The following is a 19,513-nucleotide window of genomic DNA, read 5'->3' as shown; positions in this document are numbered from 1 at the left end:
AGACTCTGCTTAAGAGTCAGTTTAATCGGCTCAATTAAAATTATTTGAGGTCCTTTATTTAAATAAATGATGAAAGAGTAAGGTAAGTCTGCCTTAAAGTCCTTTGAAAATCACTTTATGGCAGACTAGATTTAGTACTACTGAAACAGTGGGTAAATAAACTTGGATTTTATATTTTAATTTATAATACTAATTTTTCCATTTTACATCTGTAAAGATATATCTTTGGTCAACGCGTGGGTGAAACTCTAGGTTTTCATTGATAGCATAGACATCCCCTTGCTGCCATAATGGAACCATTACCGCTTCGTCAGCAGCCCAGTTTTGTAATTTGTCGTAATGCGCTTTACGTTCTGCAACATCCATAATCGAAGAACCATCTATTATGCTTTGTTGGATTTCTTCAGACGGAGTATGAAGCAAGAATGTACTACCTGGTATAAATAAGTTATTCATTGAACCAATAGCATCGAACTGAGTTCCCATACTACTTACATACATTTCTTTAACTTCGTTTTGTGCAATTCTACTTACATGTGTAGCATACTCGTTTACCTGAACAGAAGAATCAAAACCTCCTTCATTTAGTTGCGTAGAGATTGCTTGTGCAACTTGTGCATCCATCGGATATCTACCATTCGTTGTTTCAAGTGTAATTTTCAGTTCACCTGGCTCATATCCAGCTTCCTTTAATAGTTCCTGTGCTTTTTCCGGATTATATTCATATTCTTTAGTTTCTGTATAACCTTCATTAACTACCGAAAGTGGTCCTGTCATCTTTGTACCCTGACCGTTTAATACGAACTCTAATAATTCATCTGTGTTAATCGCATAGTTAGCCGCTTGACGAACCTTTTTATCTGTAAATGGACTGCCTTCTTTATCATTCAGACCAAGATAAATAACTCTGGATGAACTCACTGACTCTATTTTCCCTTCATTACTTTCTTCGATTTTAGCAATGGAGTCTACTGGTAAATTATTCAGCAAATCAATTTCTCCTGCTAAGAATGCAGATAGCCTCGAACTAAACTCTGGAATAACTCTGTAATTAATTTCTTTAATTTCTTGCTCTCCATCCCAATAATCTTCAAATGCTACCATTTTGAAACTTTGGTCTCTTTTCATTTCCACAAATTTATATGGACCAGTTCCAATGGGACTTTCGGCCGCTCCATCCCCAACCTCTTCCATATGTTTAGGTTCCATAATTAGCAAATTATCCGCCAACTTAACAAGTAATGTTGGCATTGGTTCGCTTGTAATAATTTCAAAATTCAAATCATCTATTATTTTGACTTCTTTAATAGGGGCAAAGTGGCCTCTATACCCAGATTGGTTTTTCTCATCCATGACATAGTCTACTGAATATTTAACAGCTTCTGGCGTTAAAACTTCACCGTTATGAAATTTCACGTCTTCACGCAATTTAAATTTCCAAGTCAGATCATCAGTATTTTCCCACTCAGTAGCCAAAAGTGGTGTCATTTCACCATCCGGACTTCTTCCAATTAGTGGTTCAAAAATACTTTTAAGATGCATATCTTTAATAAAGTTTGGATCCGTATTTGGAATAAGCGTGGTTGGACTTGCTTCAATTCCTATATTCAAATTTGTTCGTACTTCATTATTTCCTTTTTCAGCCCCTTTGTCTTTTCCAAAATCTTCGTTTGCTGCAGTACCTGAAGTACAAGCAGATAGAATCAATACAAGAATTAGTGCAAGTGCTATACTTAGGTTTTTAAATTTCTTCACTATTATTGTTCCCCCTCATTCTCATTTGATAGTATTTTTTACACAAAGACTTTAGCATATGGATACTTTTGGAATTATAATCACCTCCTTAGTCCAATAATAGATGGACTTTTGCCAAATTATAATAAAGTTAGTTCTTTTTTGTAGTGAGTTAGGACTTCAACACCATCGTCAGTAACCAAAATATCGTCTTCTATTCTAACGCCACCCACACCTGGTACATAGATACCAGGTTCGATTGTGAAGACCATTCCAACCTTCACAACGTCTTTATTCAAACCATGGATCGAAGGATATTCATGATTGTTCATCCCCATTCCGTGTCCTAGACGGTGTGTAAAGTACCCACCATAACCATTTTCTGTAATAACGTCGCGGGCGATTGTATCTAATTCACCAAATGAGACTCCAGGTTTAACCGCGTTTATTGCCGCTAAGTTCGCTGCCAACACGGTTTCATAAATTTTTTTTCGTTGGTCATTAATTTCTCCGATCCCAAACGTTCTTGTAATGTCAGAGACATACCCATTTTTTAGAACGCCACCATCAATTAGAAGTAGATCGCCTTCTCTTAACGCACGATTTCCAGTACGACCATGTGGCAATGCAGACTTTTCCCCGGATACAACCATTAGCCCACCACCATCAGCACCTAACTTTATTTTCTGGTATTGAATCTCCGCTGCAATTTCATATTCTGTAACGCCCGGTTTAACAATTTTTAATCCTTCAAACAATGCTTCATCGGAAATACGAATTGCTTGTCTTATTCTTGCAACTTCTTCAGGCGATTTAATTACTTTCATTTTTTGAATTTCATCATCTACGTTGATATATATGGAAGCTTCGACAACACTCGCTATCTCTTCAAATCTTGATAATGTGAGATGTTCTTTCTCCAAACCACATTTCCCAGCCTTTTTCTTTGTAAGTCTTCTCAGAATTTCCATAGGGTCCTCATTATCTTTATGTGTAAGCAAGTTTTGGACACAAGATTTACAGCTCGCTTCATTCAAATCCAGCTCTGGAATAATTAATACTGGATCTCCAACCAATGGAATAAATAAGGAAAAAAAACGTTCATGTGGATTCGTGCTGAAACCTGTTAAATAATGAATGGTTCTTGGCAGTGTCAAGAAAACCATATCTAATTCTTCTTCTTCCATATATTCATAGAACTTTTTTATTCTAGACATATTAGTCATTATAATAATCTCCTTATTTTGTTAACAGTTTCCAGGTAATGTTTAATAAAACATTTACACCAATTGGGAGTGCCTCTTCTTTTACTTTAAACTTCGGATGATGATGTGGATAATTCTTTTCCATATCTTCTTCTCCAGCCCCAAGATAGAAGAAGCAACCTGGTGCTTTCTGTAAATATGCGGAAAAGTCTTCTCCACCCATTCCTCTACGAATATCGTCCAAAGCATCTACACCGTATAGTTCAATGACTGTATTCTTCACGACCTCTGTTACTTGTTCATCATTTATGACTGGACGATATCCGTTTTTATATTCAATCTCATAAGTGGCACGATGTGCTTCTGTTATACCTTTGATGATTCTTTCCATCTCAACCGGTATTTCCTCCCTTAACTTCGGATCAAAGCTACGAACTGTTCCACCAATTTCTACAACTCCCGGCGTGACATTATCTGCTGTTCCTCCATGGATTTGCGTAACAGATAATACAACATCATCAATCGGGTCTATATATCTTGATACAATTTGCTGGAGGTTAGTAACTACTTGGGCAGCGATTATTACGCTATCTATATTTTGATGGGGTTTGGCTGCGTGCCCTCCACTTCCTATCACTTTAATTGAAAAACTATCAGGTGATGACAAGACTGGACCAGCTATTACACCAAGCTTTCCTGTCACCATATTTGAACGTACATGCGCACAAATAATTTGATCTACATTTTCCATGACGCCTGCATCGACCATTTGCTGAGCACCACCAGGGAAAAGCTCCTCCGCATGTTGGAATATAAAACGAACTTCTCCTTTTATACTGTCCTTCATGTCCACTAGTATTTTTGCAGTTCCTAGTAACATAGCTGTATGAGCGTCATGACCGCAGGCATGCATGACTCCAGGAGTTTTTGAGATGAAATCTAATTCATTGTCTTCATCAATTGGAAGCGCATCCATATCAGCCCGAATAGCAATAACTTTGCCTGTTTTGGAACCTATTAATCTTGCCATTACACTTGTTTTAGTTGGACGAGTAATTTCCAAGCCACCGAAAGACTCTAATTCAGAGTATACAAAGTTCGATGTTTCTACTTCTTCAAAAGAGAGTTCTGGGTTCTGGTGAAGATACCTTCTCCAACTAATTAACTTGTCCTCAATTTGAGCTACCGCTGTACTAATATCTTTTTCCAATACCTCACACTCCTTATATATAATGTTATAATGTTATATCTGTTCACAATTATCCCTCAATTCAGTTTTCGTGTCAACCACTTTTTTTAACAAAACTATTTGAATCATAGTCTCGAATTAAACGCTATCTACTATAGAAGGTGCTTGACATTTTCTTTAGAAGTGTAAGCCAAATTAATCAGTAAACGCTATCCCCTCTATAAGTTTCTTAATCTTTCGATAGATATGTTATCTCTTTCCTGTTGAGAAATCGTCATTCAATGCCTTGAATATATCCTTAAATCAACTTGTAACCAGATGTCTTTCAATTACATGAAAATAAGTAATTCAAAATAGACTCGTTAATGTAATATTTTCAACAGTTTACTGCGTGTTACTATTATTTATTTCGTTTATACTTTTTCTGTTTTTCAAAAAAACGTTGACAGAATATTTTAATTAGGTAATGATTAGGGTAGTAAATAACATAATAGATTAATAAGTTAACAATATTATATACTTTTTATATTGTAACTTAGAGAATCTTTTTAGGAGGAAATCATGAAAAAGGCATGGAGTACGGATACAAGTATCATTCACTCATTAGATCAAGAAGAACGTCACACAGGTGTCATTTCTCAATCAATTACACCAGCAGTTGCTTATTCTTTCCCAAATGCAGAAAACGCCGCTGCGGTCGTTTTAGGTGAAATCGAAGGAACTTACTATGGTCGATACGGCAACCCGACCACAAAAGAGCTTGAACGTCAAGTGGCAAAATTAGAAAATGGAGAAGCTGCTCTAGGTGTAAGTAGCGGAATGGCCGCAATTTCCATTTCTTTACTTGCTTACCTCCAAAATGGCGATCACGTTCTTGTTACTAAAGACGTTTATGGCGGAACGTTTAGTTTTTTAAAAAACTTAGCTCCCCGCTTCGGAATTGAATACGACTATATTGATTGCACTGATCATGATCTTGTTGAACAATCAATAAAAGAAAATACAAAAGTATTGTATATTGAGACTCCTTCAAACCCCGGGCTAACAGTTCTTGATATCAAAGTACTTTCTGCAATTGCTAAAAAGAACAATTTAACACTCATTATTGACAATACTTTCATGACCCCTTATCTCCAAAAACCATTGGAGATGGGTGCTGATGTTGTTGTCCATAGCGGAACTAAATATATGAATGGACATGGAGATGTTATTGCAGGCTTTATTATTGGTAAGAAAACAGAAGTTGATATGATGAGGAAAAAAATCATGGGTGACTTAGGCCAAAACCTTAACTCTTGGGAGTCTTATTTAATAATGAGAGGGTTAAAAACATTGCCTGTAAGAATGAAGAGGCATTGTGATAACGCGCTAGCTATTGCGATATTTCTTGAACAACACCCTGCGATTAAAATGGTGTCTTACCCAGGACTTCCATCACATCCACAATACGAATTAGCTCAAAGGCAAATGAAAGCTATGGGCGGAATTGTTTCATTTGAAATAAAAGGTGGTCTATCAAGTGGGCAACAATTTATCGACAATCTAAAGCTTGGGTTAATCTCATTTAGTCTTGGCGATCCAGAAACATTAGTGCAGCACCCTGCATCAATGACACACTCATCAATTCCATCAGAAGAACGTATTAAATATGGAATCTCCGATGGACTAATTAGACTTTCAGCAGGATTGGAAGATACAGTAGATATCATTGCAGATTTAAAACAGTCTTTGGAGAAAATCACCAAAACAAAAATGAAAGAACTACAACACAATTAATTCTATGCGCAGCATTTCACCTAAAAATTAACTCGTTTCAAAAAAATATCTAGTGAGAAAGGAAGATTTTTTATGACTCAATCGAATACTATTACTACCTCTACAGCCACAGAAAGACTTCAAGCAGTTCTAAATGGAGAGAACATCGATCAACCGCTAATTAGCCTTTGGAAGCACTTTCCTTTGGATGACCGCACGCATGACGCATTTGTTGAACGTACAACCAAATTCCAAGAAGAGTTAGATCTTGATTTCATTAAACTTAGCTATAACGGTTTATATGGTGTTGAAGATTGGGGCACAGCTATTAAATGGCCTACAGATCCACAAGATGTCGGAAGAGTAACTGACTATCCCATTAAATCCGTTAAAGACTGGAATAATCTTAATACTTTACTATTAGAAGGTGGAGCTTTAAAAAGAGAGCTAGATTATACAAAAGAAATTGTCGATAAATATAAAGGGAGAGTTCCTATTGTTGCAACTATTTTTAGTCCTCTAACGATTGCATGGAAACTATGCGGTGTAGAACTATTAGACCACTTAAAAGTGAATAGCGATGATTTGCATAGGGGTTTGGCTATCATTACGAACACTACAAACAACTTTGCTAAAGAATTAATCAAAATCGGGGTAGATGGCTTCTTCTTTGCATCACAAGTTTCTGACTTTGACAAAACAACTTGGGAAAGTTATGAATGCTTCGGAAAACGATACGATTTAATTATTTTGGATGAAATTAAAAAAAATACTTGGTTTAACATCTTACACATTCACGGATTAAGCCCTATGTTCAATGAACTCAAAGACTATCCTGTTCAAGCAATCAACTGGCACGATCGTACATCTAACGTTACCTTAAAAGACGCTAGAGCTTTAACAGATAAGATCTTAATTGGTGGAATTGAAGAGAATAAAGTACTTGCGAATGGTACTGCGGAAGAACTGACAGCCCACTTCCAAGATGCATTAGCTCAAGTAGGTGATAACAAAATCGTTTTCGGACCTGGATGTGTAGTTCCTTTAAGTATTCCAGAAGAGCAATTGAAACTCGCAAGAAACATAGTATCTAAACTGGAAGTGGGATTATCCATTAACTTCTGACAACCGGATAGGAAGAAATGATGAACTCCCTATCCTACAAACCGCCCTACGTATGGATATCTACTCGGCAGTTCAATTAAGATTGATGACACAAAGATTCATCACATGCAGATATACTTTAGAGCGCTTGAGTATTCCTAATGGAATTCTCAAGCGCTCTATGTAGTATTTGGTGTTTGGTGTTTGGCTTTAGTTTTCCATTAATAAATGAAGTTACTGATTTCGTAACCAGCTCCCCTTCTTTTACTACGTTACACAAAATCCTCCATTATTCGTGTAACAAACAAATTTATGCCCTATCCTCTACAATATTACAATATATCGCATTGTTACATTAATATATTTTTATGCCGTATCATCTTCTGGTTATACTTAAATGGCTTCTTCAACGTTAATTACGCTTAGCTCAAGGCAATAGTCGATAAACAGCCCTAATGTCCTCTCATAGTTTCCAATGTTCGTCTGCGCTGTGTTCTTACACTTTCTGTCTGGTAAAAAGCCTTGATATGAAAATTTTAAAAAGCATAAAAAATAACCACCTCTCCAATTTTCTGAGAAGTGGTTATTCCTATACTAATTAATTATGAACTAGACAGCTTCACAAAATAGCTTGTGAAGAGAATTACATCATGCCGCCCATACCGCCCATGTCAGGCATTCCGCCGCCCATTGCGCCTGCTGGTTCAGGAAGGTCCGCAACTACTGCTTCAGTAGTCAAGAACATAGCTGCAACAGATGCTGCGTTTTGGAGTGCATAACGTGTAACCTTAGTCGGGTCAACGATTCCAGCTTCCATCATGTTTACCCATGTACCTTCTGCTGCGTTGAAGCCAATTCCTACTTCTTCGCGTTTCAGACGGTCTACAACGATTGATCCTTCAAGACCTGCGTTGTTAGCGATTTGACGTACAGGCTCTTCAAGCGCACGAAGTACAATTTTAATACCTGTAGCTACATCGCCTTCAGTAGAATCTAGTAATGCTGCTACTTTGCTATAGACGTTTACAAGAGCAGTACCACCACCAGAAACGATACCTTCTTCAACAGCTGCACGCGTTGAGTTCAATGCGTCTTCGATGCGAAGTTTACGTTCTTTAAGTTCAGTTTCAGTAGCTGCTCCGACTTTGATAACTGCAACGCCGCCTGCAAGTTTAGCAAGACGCTCCTGCAATTTCTCTTTATCGAATTCAGAAGTTGATTCTTCAAGTTGAACACGGATTTGGTTAACGCGTGCCTGAATGAGTTCTGAATTGCCGCTGCCTTCAACGATTGTCGTATTGTCTTTTGTAACAACAACTTTCACTGCATGACCAAGTTGTGAAATATCAGCTGATTTAAGATCAAGACCTAGATCTTCAGTGATAACTTCCCCACCAGTTAAAGTTGCAATGTCTTCAAGCATCGCTTTACGGCGATCTCCGAAGCCTGGTGCCTTAACAGCAACAGCATTGAATGTACCACGTAGTTTGTTCACAACAAGTGTTGCAAGTGCTTCGCCTTCAACGTCTTCTGCAATCATAAGAAGTGGCTTACCTTGTTGAACTACTTGCTCAAGAACAGGAAGAATTTCTTGGATGTTCGTAATCTTTTTATCAGTGATCAAGATATACGGATTTTCCAAAACTGCTTCCATTTTATCTGTATCGGTTGCCATGTATGCAGATGCATAACCACGATCAAATTGCATTCCTTCAACAACGTCTAGTTCAGTCGTGAAGCCTTTTGACTCTTCTATCGTAATGACGCCGTCATTGCCAACGCGCTCCATTGCTTCAGCAATGAGTTTCCCAACTTCTTCGTCTCCAGAAGAAATAGATGCAACTTGTGCAATTTCTTCTTTTCCTTCGATTTCATTGGAGATTTCTTGAAGGCCTTCAACAGCAGCTATAACCGCTTTTTCGATTCCTTTACGGATTCCGACAGGGTTAGCACCTGCAGTAACGTTTTTGAGTCCTTCGCGGATCATTGCTTGCGCTAGAACTGTTGCAGTTGTTGTACCGTCACCAGCGATTTCGTTCGTTTTAGACGCTACTTCAGCCACAAGTTTTGCACCCATGTTTTCGAACGCATCTTCAAGTTCGATTTCACGTGCAATTGTTACACCGTCATTTGTAATAAGCGGTGAACCAAATTTTTTCTCAAGAACGACGTTACGTCCTTTAGGTCCAAGCGTTACTTTTACAGCGTTTGCCAATGTATCGACCCCACGTAGCATTGCGCTTCGTGCGTCTTCGTTGAATTTAATTTGTTTAGCCATTTATAAGTACCCTCCTGATTTTTCGTGTATTTTTAAACGAGCTGTGCATCAGTCTATTAGCCAATAATCGCTAAGATGTCACTTTCACGCAAGATCAGATATTCATTACCTTCATGTTTGATTTCAGTGCCTGCATATTTTGAGAAGAGGATTCGATCTCCTTCTTTAACTTCCAATTCGATACGTTGTCCGTTTTCAAGAACGCGTCCAGTACCTGTAGCAAAAACTTTACCTTCTTGCGGTTTTTCTTTTGCAGAGTCCGGTATAACAATACCGCTTGACGTTTTTTCTTCTGCCTCGATTAGCTCGATAACAATACGGTCACCTAATGGTTTCAACAATTGAAACAACCTCCTCAGATAATATCTCCCTTTTAGCACTCGATAGACATGAGTGCTAATACATTTCTAATCATAATGAACATTTGCATATATTGCAAGTGAAATACTCCGAACATTTTCTCTTTGCTTATCTCGCCCTAAACAGCTAAAATTGACCTCAACCACAGTTGAAAGGGTGGCGTTACATGAAGAATTGGAAAATCTCTCTCGCTTTATTAATCACTTACATCCTGATGCATGTAAGCAGCATCTTTTTATCAGAGGGCTTATTCTTATACTTTCCTTGGGATGAGCAATTCACTAAACAGGATATGGCATATCGGGCAAGTTCTTGGACTCTTTTCACCGTTAACTTAATTGCAGCTATCATTTTCCTGGTATTAATCGTACCGAAGAAAAACTTCTTTCAAGTTTTCAAAGGAAAAAAATCTTCCATTGGCAATTCGGTTCTTTGGGGATTCATTGGCTTCTTTCTAGCATTGGGAGGACAAATGCTGGCTGGTGCTATCGAGGTTGCAATTGGAATAGAACCAGGATCCGATAACACTGCAATCCTTTCCGACATCGCGAAAGTGTCACCAATCATCATCCTATCAATCGTACTATTCGCACCATTCCTGGAAGAAATCATTTTCAGAAGGGTTGTCTTTGGAGGGGTTTATCAAAAAACGAATTTCTGGATTGCAGCCATTGTCAGTGCTTTAGTGTTTGCTGCTGTTCATAATGAATTCGAACACCTTCTAATCTATATGATGCCCGCTTTCGTATTCTCTTACTTGTATTACCGGACGAAACGCATACTGACACCAATGATTGCCCATTTACTAATGAATGGATTTGTCGTTGTCCTCAATTTAAACATTGAGAAGATACAACAATGGCAAGAGGATTTGAAACAAGCCATAATCTTCTTTATGCACTAAAAAAGTCTTCCACATCCCTACTTAGGGTTGTGGAAGACTTTTTTCATTTCTGCTGTCGCTCATTAACTTCATCAATCTGACGTTGTTGTTCAGCTTTCGCCTCTTCGAATTGTCGCTGCTGTTCAGCCTTCAAGTATTTTCTGTGACCAAAACGTGAAATGAAAATACTAATTTCATAAAGCGCAAATAATGGAACTGTAACGAACATATGAGACAACAAGTCAGGTGGTGTAATGAACGCCGCAATTACAAATAGAACAAAGTATGCATATTTCCGTATCTTCACAAGTGTCGTCGGATCCAAAATACCAAGTCTTGTTAAAAATAACAAGACCACCGGTAGCTGAAAAACAATACCGAATGGAATTAACAGTTGGAAAAGGAACGTGAAATACTCATTAATGCCGATTGTCTGGGTTATATCGAGCTCCGTGGATAAATTCATCATGAATTTCATCACATAAGGTAGCAGGACGAAATACGAAAACGCAATACCACCAACAAACAAGAAAAATGTAAACGGAATATAATTCAATGTTGCGCGCCGCTCAGTTTCATGCAACCCGGGTGAGATAAAGGACCATAATTGGTACATAAGCACAGGTGAAATGACGATGAATGCGATAAAGACAATCACTTTCACGTAAATCATAATCGGGTCAAGTACATTGAACGCATTTAAGGCAATATTATGTGCTTCTCCATCATTTTGCAGGAACTGAATAAGTGGTTTTGCTACAAAAAAAGCTCCCACTACGGCTACAACAAAGAAAACGACGATAACCATCAGCCGTTTTCTAATTTCATCTATATGCTCAATGACTGTTAAGTTTTTTTCTATCATCGGACAGACATCCTAACTTACTTCAGTTCTTCTTTCTTGTCTTCAACTTTTTTTACATCGTCGTCTTCTACAAGACCTTTTGTCGCATGTTTGAATTCACGCAATGACGAACCGAAGGCTTTCCCGATTTCAGGCAGTTTCTTGGGACCGAATACGAGCAAAGCAATAACAGCAATGATAATCAGACTTCCTGGACCTGGCATCTCGGACACCTCCTTCTTAAAACTAGGGATTGAACTCAATCCTTCTTGTGTCTATTTTACACGAATGGTGACTGAAATACTATTTACAAAGCATTACATATGTGAATCTTTTACGTCGTTTTTAATAAAGTAAATAAGTGTTTGTAACTCGACAGACAAATCGATTGTATGAACCCGTAACGAGTCGGGGACCGTCAGCCGAACCGGAGTAAAGTTAAGAATTCCTTTCACACCGATAGTAGCAAGCTTATCAGTCACTTCTTGGGCTACACGTGAAGGCACAGAAAGAATGACAAGCTCGATTCCTAATTCCTTGATTTTATCCTCAATCGTATCAGGATGAAAAACTGGAATTCCACTCATCTCTGTCCCTTCATGCGTACCTTTCGGATCGAATGCAATGATGATTCGTGTATTGTGATTTTTATGGAAATTATATTTCAAAAAAGCGTTCCCTAAACTACCAACGCCAATGAGCGCTACATCTGTTACTTCATCCTGATCGAGTGCCTGACGAAAAAAGTCGACAAGATAATGTACATCATACCCGTACCCTTTACGGCCAAGTGCGCCAAAATGTGAAAAATCACGTCGAATCGTCGCAGCATCAATTTTCATAGCTTCGCTTAATTCACTGGATGATACTCGTTTCTTCCCTGAATTCGCGAAATTTTGAAGGAACCTATAATATAAAGGCAAACGTTTGGACGTCGCCTGTGGAATTTTGATTGTTTCCCCTATCATGTTAACCCTCCTGAGTGTATCTAAAGGCGATTCTATCGTACAGTAGATAATGAATGTTGTAAAGTCGACCGTTGCACGCTTGACGCCATTCATTTAAACTGAAGAGGAATAGAGGTGCTTTATTTGATCGTATTACAAGTGAACGGACTAACAAAATCATTTTCAGGAACAGATATATTAGAAAACGTAAAGCTCGAAGTTCAACATCGCGACCGCGTCGCACTTGTTGGCCGCAATGGGGCTGGAAAATCGACATTACTTAAAATAATCGCTGGTGAAATGAGCGCTGATTCGGGTGATTTAATCGTCCCTAAAGATATCCGGATTGGGTATCTTGAACAGCATTCAGGTATCGACTCTGTATTGACGGTTTGGGAAGAGATGATGACTGTATTCGAACCACTCCATAGCATTGAAAGGCGGCTTCGATCGCTTGAAGGGCTTATGGCAGATTCCTCTGTCTACGACAACCCGAGCGACTATGAACGCGTCATCAAAGAGTACGATGCTCTACAAATCGAATTCAAAGATTCTGGTGGCTATCAATATGAATCTGATACTCGTTCGGTGCTTCATGGGATGCGTTTTTATCCTGAGGATTATAGCAAAAATGTCAATCTTCTTTCCGGTGGTCAGAAGACACGATTGGCACTTGCTAAAATGCTGCTTAGTAAACCGGACCTCCTCATCCTTGATGAACCGACAAACCATTTGGATATCGAAACGCTCGGCTGGCTAGAGAAATACCTAGTGTCTTATGAAGGCGCAATCTTAATCGTCTCCCATGACCGCTACTTCTTAGATGAAATCGTGACAATCGTCTACGAAGTATCGAGAAAAAAAGTAGCGAAGTATACAGGAAACTATAGTGCGTATCTTGACGAAAAAGCGAAAAACTATGAACGTGATCAAAAACTTTATGTCAAGGAAATGGGTGAGAAGGCCAAACTTGAGGATTTCGTTCAGCGCAATATTGCGCGAGCATCGACATCAAAAATGGCGAAAAGTCGCCGCAAAACGCTCGAAAAAACTGACTGGATGGGCTCTCCTGATGGCAATGAGAAATCCGCAAACTTTACCTTCTCGATTGATCGTCCCAGCGGAAATGATGTACTAGCACTGGAAGATGTAGCAGTCGGTTATGACAGTATACCGGTTTCAACTGGTATCGGCTTGCGTGCCTACAAACAAGACCGCATTGCACTTATCGGACCTAACGGGGTCGGGAAATCAACAATTTTGAAGACCATCGTCAAGTTCCAAGAACCACTAGCAGGCAAAATTCGTTATGGTACAAATGTTCAATTTGGCTATTACGACCAAGAACAAGCGACACTTATCGGAACTGGAACCGTTCTTCAGGAACTTTGGGATGATTGGCCGATGATGAATGAAAAAGATGTTCGTTCAGTACTTGGACGTTTTTTATTTACCGGCGAAGATGTTGAGAAGCCTGTCACTTCCCTATCAGGTGGAGAAAAAGCTCGATTATCACTTGCTAAATTAATGTTACAAAAGTCAAACACGCTTATCCTCGACGAGCCAACGAACCATCTTGACTTGGATAGCAAGGAAATTCTTGAAAATGCATTGGATGACTTCCCGGGCACCCTCATCTTCGTGTCGCATGATCGGTACTTTATCAACCGCATCGCAACAAAAGTAATCGACATTAGCGCAACAGGTACAACCGAATACCTCGGTGATTATGATTATTTCATTGAGAAAAAACTGGAACAGGAAGAGTTGCTTGCCGACTCAAATGCCGCTAAAGCAGCTGCAACTCCTGTCATTGAAAGAAAAAATGATGATGATAAAGAACTAAAAAGGCAGGAAAGAAGACTGACTAGAGCTATTGACGAAGTCGAATCACAACTTTCTGTTTTGGAAGATGAAATAGTAGCACTTCAAGATGAACTTTCCACTCCTGAATTTGCAGACGATCATGTGAAATTAATGGAGTTACAGGCACAGATTGATGCACTTCAGGCACAGCATGACAGCAAATCAGAAAATTGGCTTGGACTTCAAGAAGAACTAGAGGAATTATAAAATGAGCGTAAACGTCATGTTAAACCAGAACCAATGGTTTATCGTGACGTTTTGTCATTTCTTGCTGTCGTAACCTATCAAATAAAAGTACGAAACGATATTCTCTTAAAAAGAGTTTCCACAGTTTTATCCACACATAGAATGTAGTTATACTTGTAATCCACTGTTATTATCCACACTATCCACAAAAAATGTATTTCTTATACACATAGTTATCCTCCAACCACTGTTACTAAATGTGCATATACAATTGTTATGCACAGCTTATCCACAATTGTGCATAAGTACGAATGTTCCCTATTGACATCTTCAAAAAAATCGGGATAAAAAAACACGAAAGTTGTCACAATATGACGACTTTCGTGTTTTTACTTATTTATTGTTTCCATGAAACAAGGGACATGCCAGGCTTACCATTCATAGCAAGATTTCCGCGTATTCCGTCTATAAACATAGCCGATCCCGCTGCAGCAATCATTGCCGCATTATCTGTACATAGTATGATTGGTGGAACGTAAAAAGGTATCTCTTCTTTCTTAAATGTTTCTTCAAGAGAAGAACGTAACCCTTTATTCGCTGCTACCCCGCCAGCCGCAATTACCTGTTTCACCCCGAACTCTTTCGCTGCCCTTAACGCTTTAGTAGTCAGCACTTCAACGACACTCGCCTGAAAACCAGCCGCGACATGAGAAGGGTTTACAGCCTCACCACGTTGCGCAAGATTATGCTTATAGTTAATCACTGATGATTTAAGACCACTAAAGCTAAAGTCATAAGAACCCGGCTCTAGCCAAGCTCGCGGGAATTCAACTTGTCCATCACTTTCAGCTGCCAACTTATCGATTTGAGGACCACCCGGGTAAGGGAGGCCCAGTACACGAGCTACTTTATCATAGGCTTCACCAGCAGCGTCATCACGTGTTTCTCCAACCAGTTTAAACGAACCATGCCCCTCCATTATTACCAGCTCTGTATGGCCCCCTGAGACGATGAGTGCAAGAAGCGGGAACTCCATAGGTTGCATTAGTTGGTTAGCATATATATGTCCCGCAATATGATGAACGCCAATAATCGGTAGACCATTGGCAAAGGCAAATGCTTTTGCAGCATTAACCCCAATCAACAAGGCCCCAACTAAACCAGGTCCTTCTGTCACAGCAACGGCGTCAAGATCCGCAGGTTCTAGTTCAGCATTCGCAAGTGCTTCTTCAATTACTAGTGTAATTTGTTCAACATGGTGTCTCGAGGCAATTTCCGGTACTACTCCGCCAAATCGTTTTTGGCTAGTAATTTGAGATGCTACGACATTCGATATAATTTCCGTTCCATTTTTCACGATGGATGCAGCTGTTTCATCACAGCTCGTTTCAATTCCTAATATATAGATATCTTTTGTCATTTGAATTCCACCCACATGACGAGCGCATCTTCATGGTCGTCCGTATAATAGTTTTTCCTAATTCCGCCGTCCTGGAACCCAAGCTTACGGTAAAGGTTTTGAGCCGTAGTATTGGTCATCCGCACTTCCAGTGTCATTAACCGGACTTTTTTTTCTATACAAAGTGCAATCGCTTCTTTCATCAGAGCTTCGCCGATGCCATTGCCCCTTAAATGCTTCCGTACCGCAACATTCGTAATATGACACTCATCCAGTACGATCCACATTCCGCAATGCCCAATCACTTCTTCTTCAAAGACTGCAACAACGTAATGCGCATAGTCATTTCCAGTCATTTCGTGCTCAAAAACTTCTGCAGTCCATGGTGTCGCAAATGCTTCCTTTTCGATTTCAACAACAGAAGGAATATCTTCTATTCCCATCTCTCTATAACTAATCTCTTTATCCACGATCATTGTCCTTCCCCTGCTCTTTTAACCAATTTGCCTCAGCTTCAGCAATACGTCGATATTCCGGAACAAATGCATGTATATCCGTTTCTGCTTCTGATTGCAAGGCAATATAAATAAGTGAAGAGGCTCGTGGTAGATTAAACTGAAGAGGCGCTAGAACTGCACGTTGTCCAAGCTGCTCAATAAGTTTTTGCTCATGCATTGCTATATCTTTTCCAACGAATAAAATAGGACTACTATGCTGCTCAAGCAAGTGTACCAACTCTTCCAAAGAGTAATGGCCATCCTCAATAACTTCAGTAAGCTTTCCTGCATCAAATTGATAAACGCCAGCATAGACATTGTCCCGTCTTGCATCGACAATTGGACAAACCAAACCATTGAAGAATAATGCATTTGCCGCTAGTGCTTTTAATGTGGATACGCCAACAAGAGGTTTACCAAGTGTCCAAGCAAGTGTCTTCGCTATCGTCACTCCGATTCGCACCCCTGTATAAGAGCCTGGCCCTTCTGAGACTGCAATTGCATCAATATCCGCCGGTACTAACCCTGCTTGTTCCAACAGCTCCTCAATTGCTGGCATAGCACGTAGCGAGTGGTTAATAGCCATCGCTGAAGTTCCTTCTATTAATAGTTCGCCATCTTTCACAAGTGCAACTGAAATGGGCGTGTTAGCCGTATCTATACCTAGCCAGATCATAAGAAAATCCCCTCGCAAATCTTTTCATATCTTTCACCTATTGGCGTGAATATAATCATCCGGTTATCTCCGCCACCGTGAACTAGCTGAATTTCCAGACGTTCTGCCGGCAAATCATCTTTAATAAGATGCGCCCACTCGATAACAGATATTGCATCTCCATAAAATAGTTCATCCCAGCCAAGATCCTCATCGCTGCCAGCTAAGCGATAGACATCGAGATGATTGAGTGGGTAATTACCTTCGTACTGTTTGATGATTGTGAATGTCGGACTGTTAACCGTGCGTGTAACGCCCAGTCCTTTTGCAAGCGCCTTTGTAAATGTCGTTTTACCTGCACCTAAATCGCCTTCAAGCGTAAGTACATCCGGTGGTGTAAGGAGTGCTGCAAGTTTCGTTGCAATTAGCTCTGTCTCCTCGACAGAATTTACTTCTATTTTCTGAGTCATAGATTATTTCCTTTCTGCTTCTTTGTTATAGTGTACCGAAAACATGTTATATCAGAAAGTATCTACCCTTGATAGATGTGTTTTCGTAGTAAATGATCTTTATTTCTCATAGAGTGTTGTTTACTTTGCTGAAAACGTTGTCTTCTTTTACGATAACATTGTTTAGTTTCTCAAGAGTGTTGCTTACTGCTTTTTTTAAAAAGCATTTTAGTTAAACCTTAGAATTCTATATACAAAAAAACCAATCCCGGAATTAATCCCTAGAATCGGTTCTGAATTTAAAATTTAATGGCGGTCCCGACCGGGATCGAACCGGCGATCTCCTGCGTGACAGGCAGGCATGTTAACCGCTACACCACGGGACCTAAATATGTAGTAATTTTCGACTTTTTAATTAACTTCATCACATTTATGTCGAAAGTAAATATGTGAGACCGGCGACGTCCTACTCTTGCAGGGGGAAACCCCAACTACCATCGGCGCTGAAGAGCTTAACTTCCGTGTTCGGGATGGGAACGGGTGTGACCTCTTCGCAATCGTCACCAGACCTACATCATCTTTTCTCAAAGACAATACTTAGTATAGCACGTCTTACGATAATTACAAGAACTATTTTTATGGACGGTTCTAATTCGTTCATAATGAATGAAATAAGCATCATTATTGATGAATAAGGATGATAAAACTCTTTTCAAATACCGTTAAGTCCCCTATTTATTAGAATCTACTTCCTTACTATAGCGTACCTAGATTGAATTGCCTCAAAGTTCATTTATCTTTTATTTCGCAATACAAAAAATCGACTCCGGAATTAATCCCTGGAATCGGTTCTGAATTTAAAATATAATGGCGGTCCCGACCGGGATCGAACCGGCGATCTCCTGCGTGACAGGCAGGCATGTTAACCGCTACACCACGGGACCTTAACATGTAATAACTTTCGACTTTTCAATTAACTTCACCACATTTATGTCGAAGTATAAATGTGTGAGACCGGCGACGTCCTACTCTCGCAGGGGGAAACCCCCAACTACCATCGGCGCTGAAGAGCTTAACTTCCGTGTTCGGGATGGGAACGGGTGTGACCTCTTCGCAATCGTCACCAGACTCTTTGAGCTTGTTCGCTCAAAACTGAATAAAACAGACATTGTGCTACACAGAATCAGGGTAATCAAGCCCTTTTCAAAATTGGTTAAGTCCTCGATCGATTAGTATCCGTCAGCTCCACACGTCGCCGTGCTTCCACCCCAGACCTATCAACCTCATCTTCTTTGAGGGATCTTACTTACTTGCGTAATGGGAAATCTCATCTCGAGGGGGGCTTCATGCTTAGATGCTTTCAGCATTTATCCCGTCCATACATAGCTACCCAGCGATGCCTTTGGCAAGACAACTGGTACACCAGAGGTATGTCCATCCCGGTCCTCTCGTACTAAGGACAGCTCCTCTCAAATTTCCTGCGCCCGCGACGGATAGGGACCGAACTGTCTCACGACGTTCTGAACCCAGCTCGCGTACCGCTTTAATGGGCGAACAGCCCAACCCTTGGGACCGACTACAGCCCCAGGATGCGATGAGCCGACATCGAGGTGCCAAACCTCCCCGTCGATGTGGACTCTTGGGGGAGATAAGCCTGTTATCCCCGGGGTAGCTTTTATCCGTTGAGCGATGGCCCTTCCATGCGGAACCACCGGATCACTAAGCCCGTCTTTCGACCCTGCTCGACTTGTAGGTCTCGCAGTCAAGCTCCCTTATGCCTTTGCACTCTACGAATGATGTCCAACCATTCTGAGGGAACCTTTGGGCGCCTCCGTTACTCTTTAGGAGGCGACCGCCCCAGTCAAACTGCCCGCCTGACACTGTCTCCTGCCCCGATAAGGGGCATGGGTTAGAAGTCCAATACAGCCAGGGTAGTATCCCACCAACGCCTCATCCGAAGCTAGCGCTCCGGAATCCAAGGCTCCTACCTATCCTGTACAGGCTGCACCGGAATTCAATATCAGGTTACAGTAAAGCTCCACGGGGTCTTTCCGTCCTGTCGCGGGTAACCTGCATCTTCACAGGTATTATAATTTCACCGAGTCTCTCGTTGAGACAGTGCCCAGATCGTTACGCCTTTCGTGCGGGTCGGAACTTACCCG

General features: G+C 40.2%; 16 protein-coding genes, 2 tRNA genes and 3 rRNA genes (1 of these 21 running past the window's edge). 4 read left to right on the top strand and 17 right to left on the bottom strand.

The annotated features are described in order from the left end of the window. Positions 1-189: 189 nt before the first annotated feature. From AZE41_RS02785 to AZE41_RS02775, 3 genes are all read right to left on the bottom strand, one after another. Positions 190-1,755 carry an ABC transporter substrate-binding protein gene (locus AZE41_RS02785; RefSeq protein WP_067205375.1) on the bottom strand — a complete coding sequence of 522 codons (1,566 nt, stop codon included), beginning with the start codon at positions 1,753-1,755 and terminating at the stop codon, positions 190-192. A 119-nt stretch (positions 1,756-1,874) separates the two neighbouring features. After that, on the bottom strand, positions 1,875-2,960 hold the full coding sequence (locus AZE41_RS02780) for a M24 family metallopeptidase (protein WP_067205373.1): 1,086 nt from the start codon (positions 2,958-2,960) through the stop codon (positions 1,875-1,877). Positions 2,961-2,973: 13 nt separating this feature from the next. Next, positions 2,974-4,149, bottom strand: coding sequence for an amidohydrolase (locus tag AZE41_RS02775; protein WP_067205370.1), 1,176 nt, complete (start codon positions 4,147-4,149; stop codon positions 2,974-2,976). Between the two features lie 537 nt (positions 4,150-4,686). On the opposite strand from AZE41_RS02775, the gene AZE41_RS02770 reads away from it, so the two are divergent. Together AZE41_RS02770 and AZE41_RS02765 are read left to right on the top strand one after the other, a co-directional pair. Beyond that, positions 4,687-5,904: a trans-sulfuration enzyme family protein gene (locus AZE41_RS02770; protein ID WP_418064798.1), complete on the top strand. Its 1,218-nt coding sequence runs from the start codon at positions 4,687-4,689 to the stop codon at positions 5,902-5,904. Positions 5,905-5,976: 72 nt separating this feature from the next. After that, positions 5,977-7,008 (top strand): uroporphyrinogen decarboxylase family protein, encoded by a 1,032-nt coding sequence (locus AZE41_RS02765; RefSeq protein ID WP_067205365.1) that lies wholly within the window; start codon positions 5,977-5,979, stop codon positions 7,006-7,008. 622 nt (positions 7,009-7,630) lie between these two features. Here AZE41_RS02765 and groL read toward each other — a convergent pair. Then, entirely contained in the window at positions 7,631-9,265 is a 1,635-nt protein-coding gene (gene groL, locus AZE41_RS02760) for a chaperonin GroEL (protein WP_067205362.1), read from the bottom strand. A 56-nt stretch (positions 9,266-9,321) separates the two neighbouring features. After that, entirely contained in the window at positions 9,322-9,606 is a 285-nt protein-coding gene (gene groES, locus AZE41_RS02755; RefSeq protein ID WP_067205358.1) for a co-chaperone GroES, read from the bottom strand. A gap of 185 nt (positions 9,607-9,791) precedes the next feature. Here groES and AZE41_RS02750 point away from each other — a divergent pair, with 185 nt between their 5' ends. Further along, complete coding sequence (locus tag AZE41_RS02750; protein ID WP_222618001.1) at positions 9,792-10,529, top strand: CPBP family intramembrane glutamic endopeptidase; 738 nt, start codon at positions 9,792-9,794, stop codon at positions 10,527-10,529. A gap of 43 nt (positions 10,530-10,572) precedes the next feature. Here AZE41_RS02750 and tatC read toward each other — a convergent pair whose 3' ends face one another. The 3 genes from tatC to AZE41_RS02735 form a co-directional block, all read right to left on the bottom strand. Continuing rightward, complete coding sequence (tatC, locus tag AZE41_RS02745) at positions 10,573-11,373, bottom strand: twin-arginine translocase subunit TatC (RefSeq protein WP_067205355.1); 801 nt, start codon at positions 11,371-11,373, stop codon at positions 10,573-10,575. A gap of 17 nt (positions 11,374-11,390) precedes the next feature. Continuing rightward, the gene (locus tag AZE41_RS02740) at positions 11,391-11,576 is read right to left on the bottom strand and encodes a twin-arginine translocase TatA/TatE family subunit (protein WP_067205353.1); all 186 of its coding nucleotides are present in this window, start codon (positions 11,574-11,576) and stop codon (positions 11,391-11,393) included. A 93-nt stretch (positions 11,577-11,669) separates the two neighbouring features. Continuing rightward, a complete protein-coding gene (locus AZE41_RS02735; RefSeq protein WP_067205350.1) occupies positions 11,670-12,320 on the bottom strand; it encodes a redox-sensing transcriptional repressor Rex in 651 nt (216 codons plus the stop codon). 123 nt (positions 12,321-12,443) lie between these two features. Between AZE41_RS02735 and AZE41_RS02730 the strand changes: the two genes are divergently transcribed. Then, a complete protein-coding gene (locus AZE41_RS02730; protein WP_067213814.1) occupies positions 12,444-14,372 on the top strand; it encodes an ABC-F family ATP-binding cassette domain-containing protein in 1,929 nt (642 codons plus the stop codon). Positions 14,373-14,748: 376 nt separating this feature from the next. Here the strand turns inward: AZE41_RS02730 and tsaD are convergent, their stop codons facing one another. The 9 genes from tsaD to AZE41_RS02685 all read right to left on the bottom strand — a co-directional run. After that, complete coding sequence (gene tsaD, locus AZE41_RS02725) at positions 14,749-15,771, bottom strand: tRNA (adenosine(37)-N6)-threonylcarbamoyltransferase complex transferase subunit TsaD (RefSeq protein WP_067205347.1); 1,023 nt, start codon at positions 15,769-15,771, stop codon at positions 14,749-14,751. Continuing rightward, a complete protein-coding gene (gene rimI / locus AZE41_RS02720) occupies positions 15,768-16,226 on the bottom strand; it encodes a ribosomal protein S18-alanine N-acetyltransferase (RefSeq protein WP_067205345.1) in 459 nt (152 codons plus the stop codon). Before rimI ends, tsaD begins: the two co-directional genes overlap by 4 nt. Beyond that, a complete protein-coding gene (gene tsaB, locus AZE41_RS02715; protein ID WP_067205342.1) occupies positions 16,213-16,923 on the bottom strand; it encodes a tRNA (adenosine(37)-N6)-threonylcarbamoyltransferase complex dimerization subunit type 1 TsaB in 711 nt (236 codons plus the stop codon). The genes rimI and tsaB overlap by 14 nt, the downstream gene beginning before the upstream one ends. Next, positions 16,920-17,372 carry a tRNA (adenosine(37)-N6)-threonylcarbamoyltransferase complex ATPase subunit type 1 TsaE gene (tsaE, locus tag AZE41_RS02710; RefSeq protein ID WP_067205339.1) on the bottom strand — a complete coding sequence of 151 codons (453 nt, stop codon included), beginning with the start codon at positions 17,370-17,372 and terminating at the stop codon, positions 16,920-16,922. Before tsaE ends, tsaB begins: the two co-directional genes overlap by 4 nt. Positions 17,373-17,661: 289 nt before the next feature. Further along, positions 17,662-17,737, bottom strand: a tRNA-Asp gene (locus AZE41_RS02705). A 67-nt stretch (positions 17,738-17,804) separates the two neighbouring features. Continuing rightward, positions 17,805-17,919, bottom strand: a 5S ribosomal RNA gene (rrf, locus tag AZE41_RS02700). A gap of 300 nt (positions 17,920-18,219) precedes the next feature. Then, positions 18,220-18,295: transfer RNA gene (locus AZE41_RS02695), tRNA-Asp, on the bottom strand. Between the two features lie 68 nt (positions 18,296-18,363). Then, positions 18,364-18,479, bottom strand: a 5S ribosomal RNA gene (rrf, locus tag AZE41_RS02690). Between the two features lie 81 nt (positions 18,480-18,560). Continuing rightward, positions 18,561-19,513 (bottom strand): 23S ribosomal RNA (locus AZE41_RS02685) (it continues 1,979 nt past the right edge of the window).

Origin of the sequence: Sporosarcina psychrophila, assembly GCF_001590685.1 — a bacterium.
In the GTDB taxonomy this organism is placed as follows: domain Bacteria; phylum Bacillota; class Bacilli; order Bacillales_A; family Planococcaceae; genus Sporosarcina; species Sporosarcina psychrophila.
Note: the sequence above shows the minus strand (reverse complement) of the source record. Positions and strands in the feature narration are given on the sequence as shown.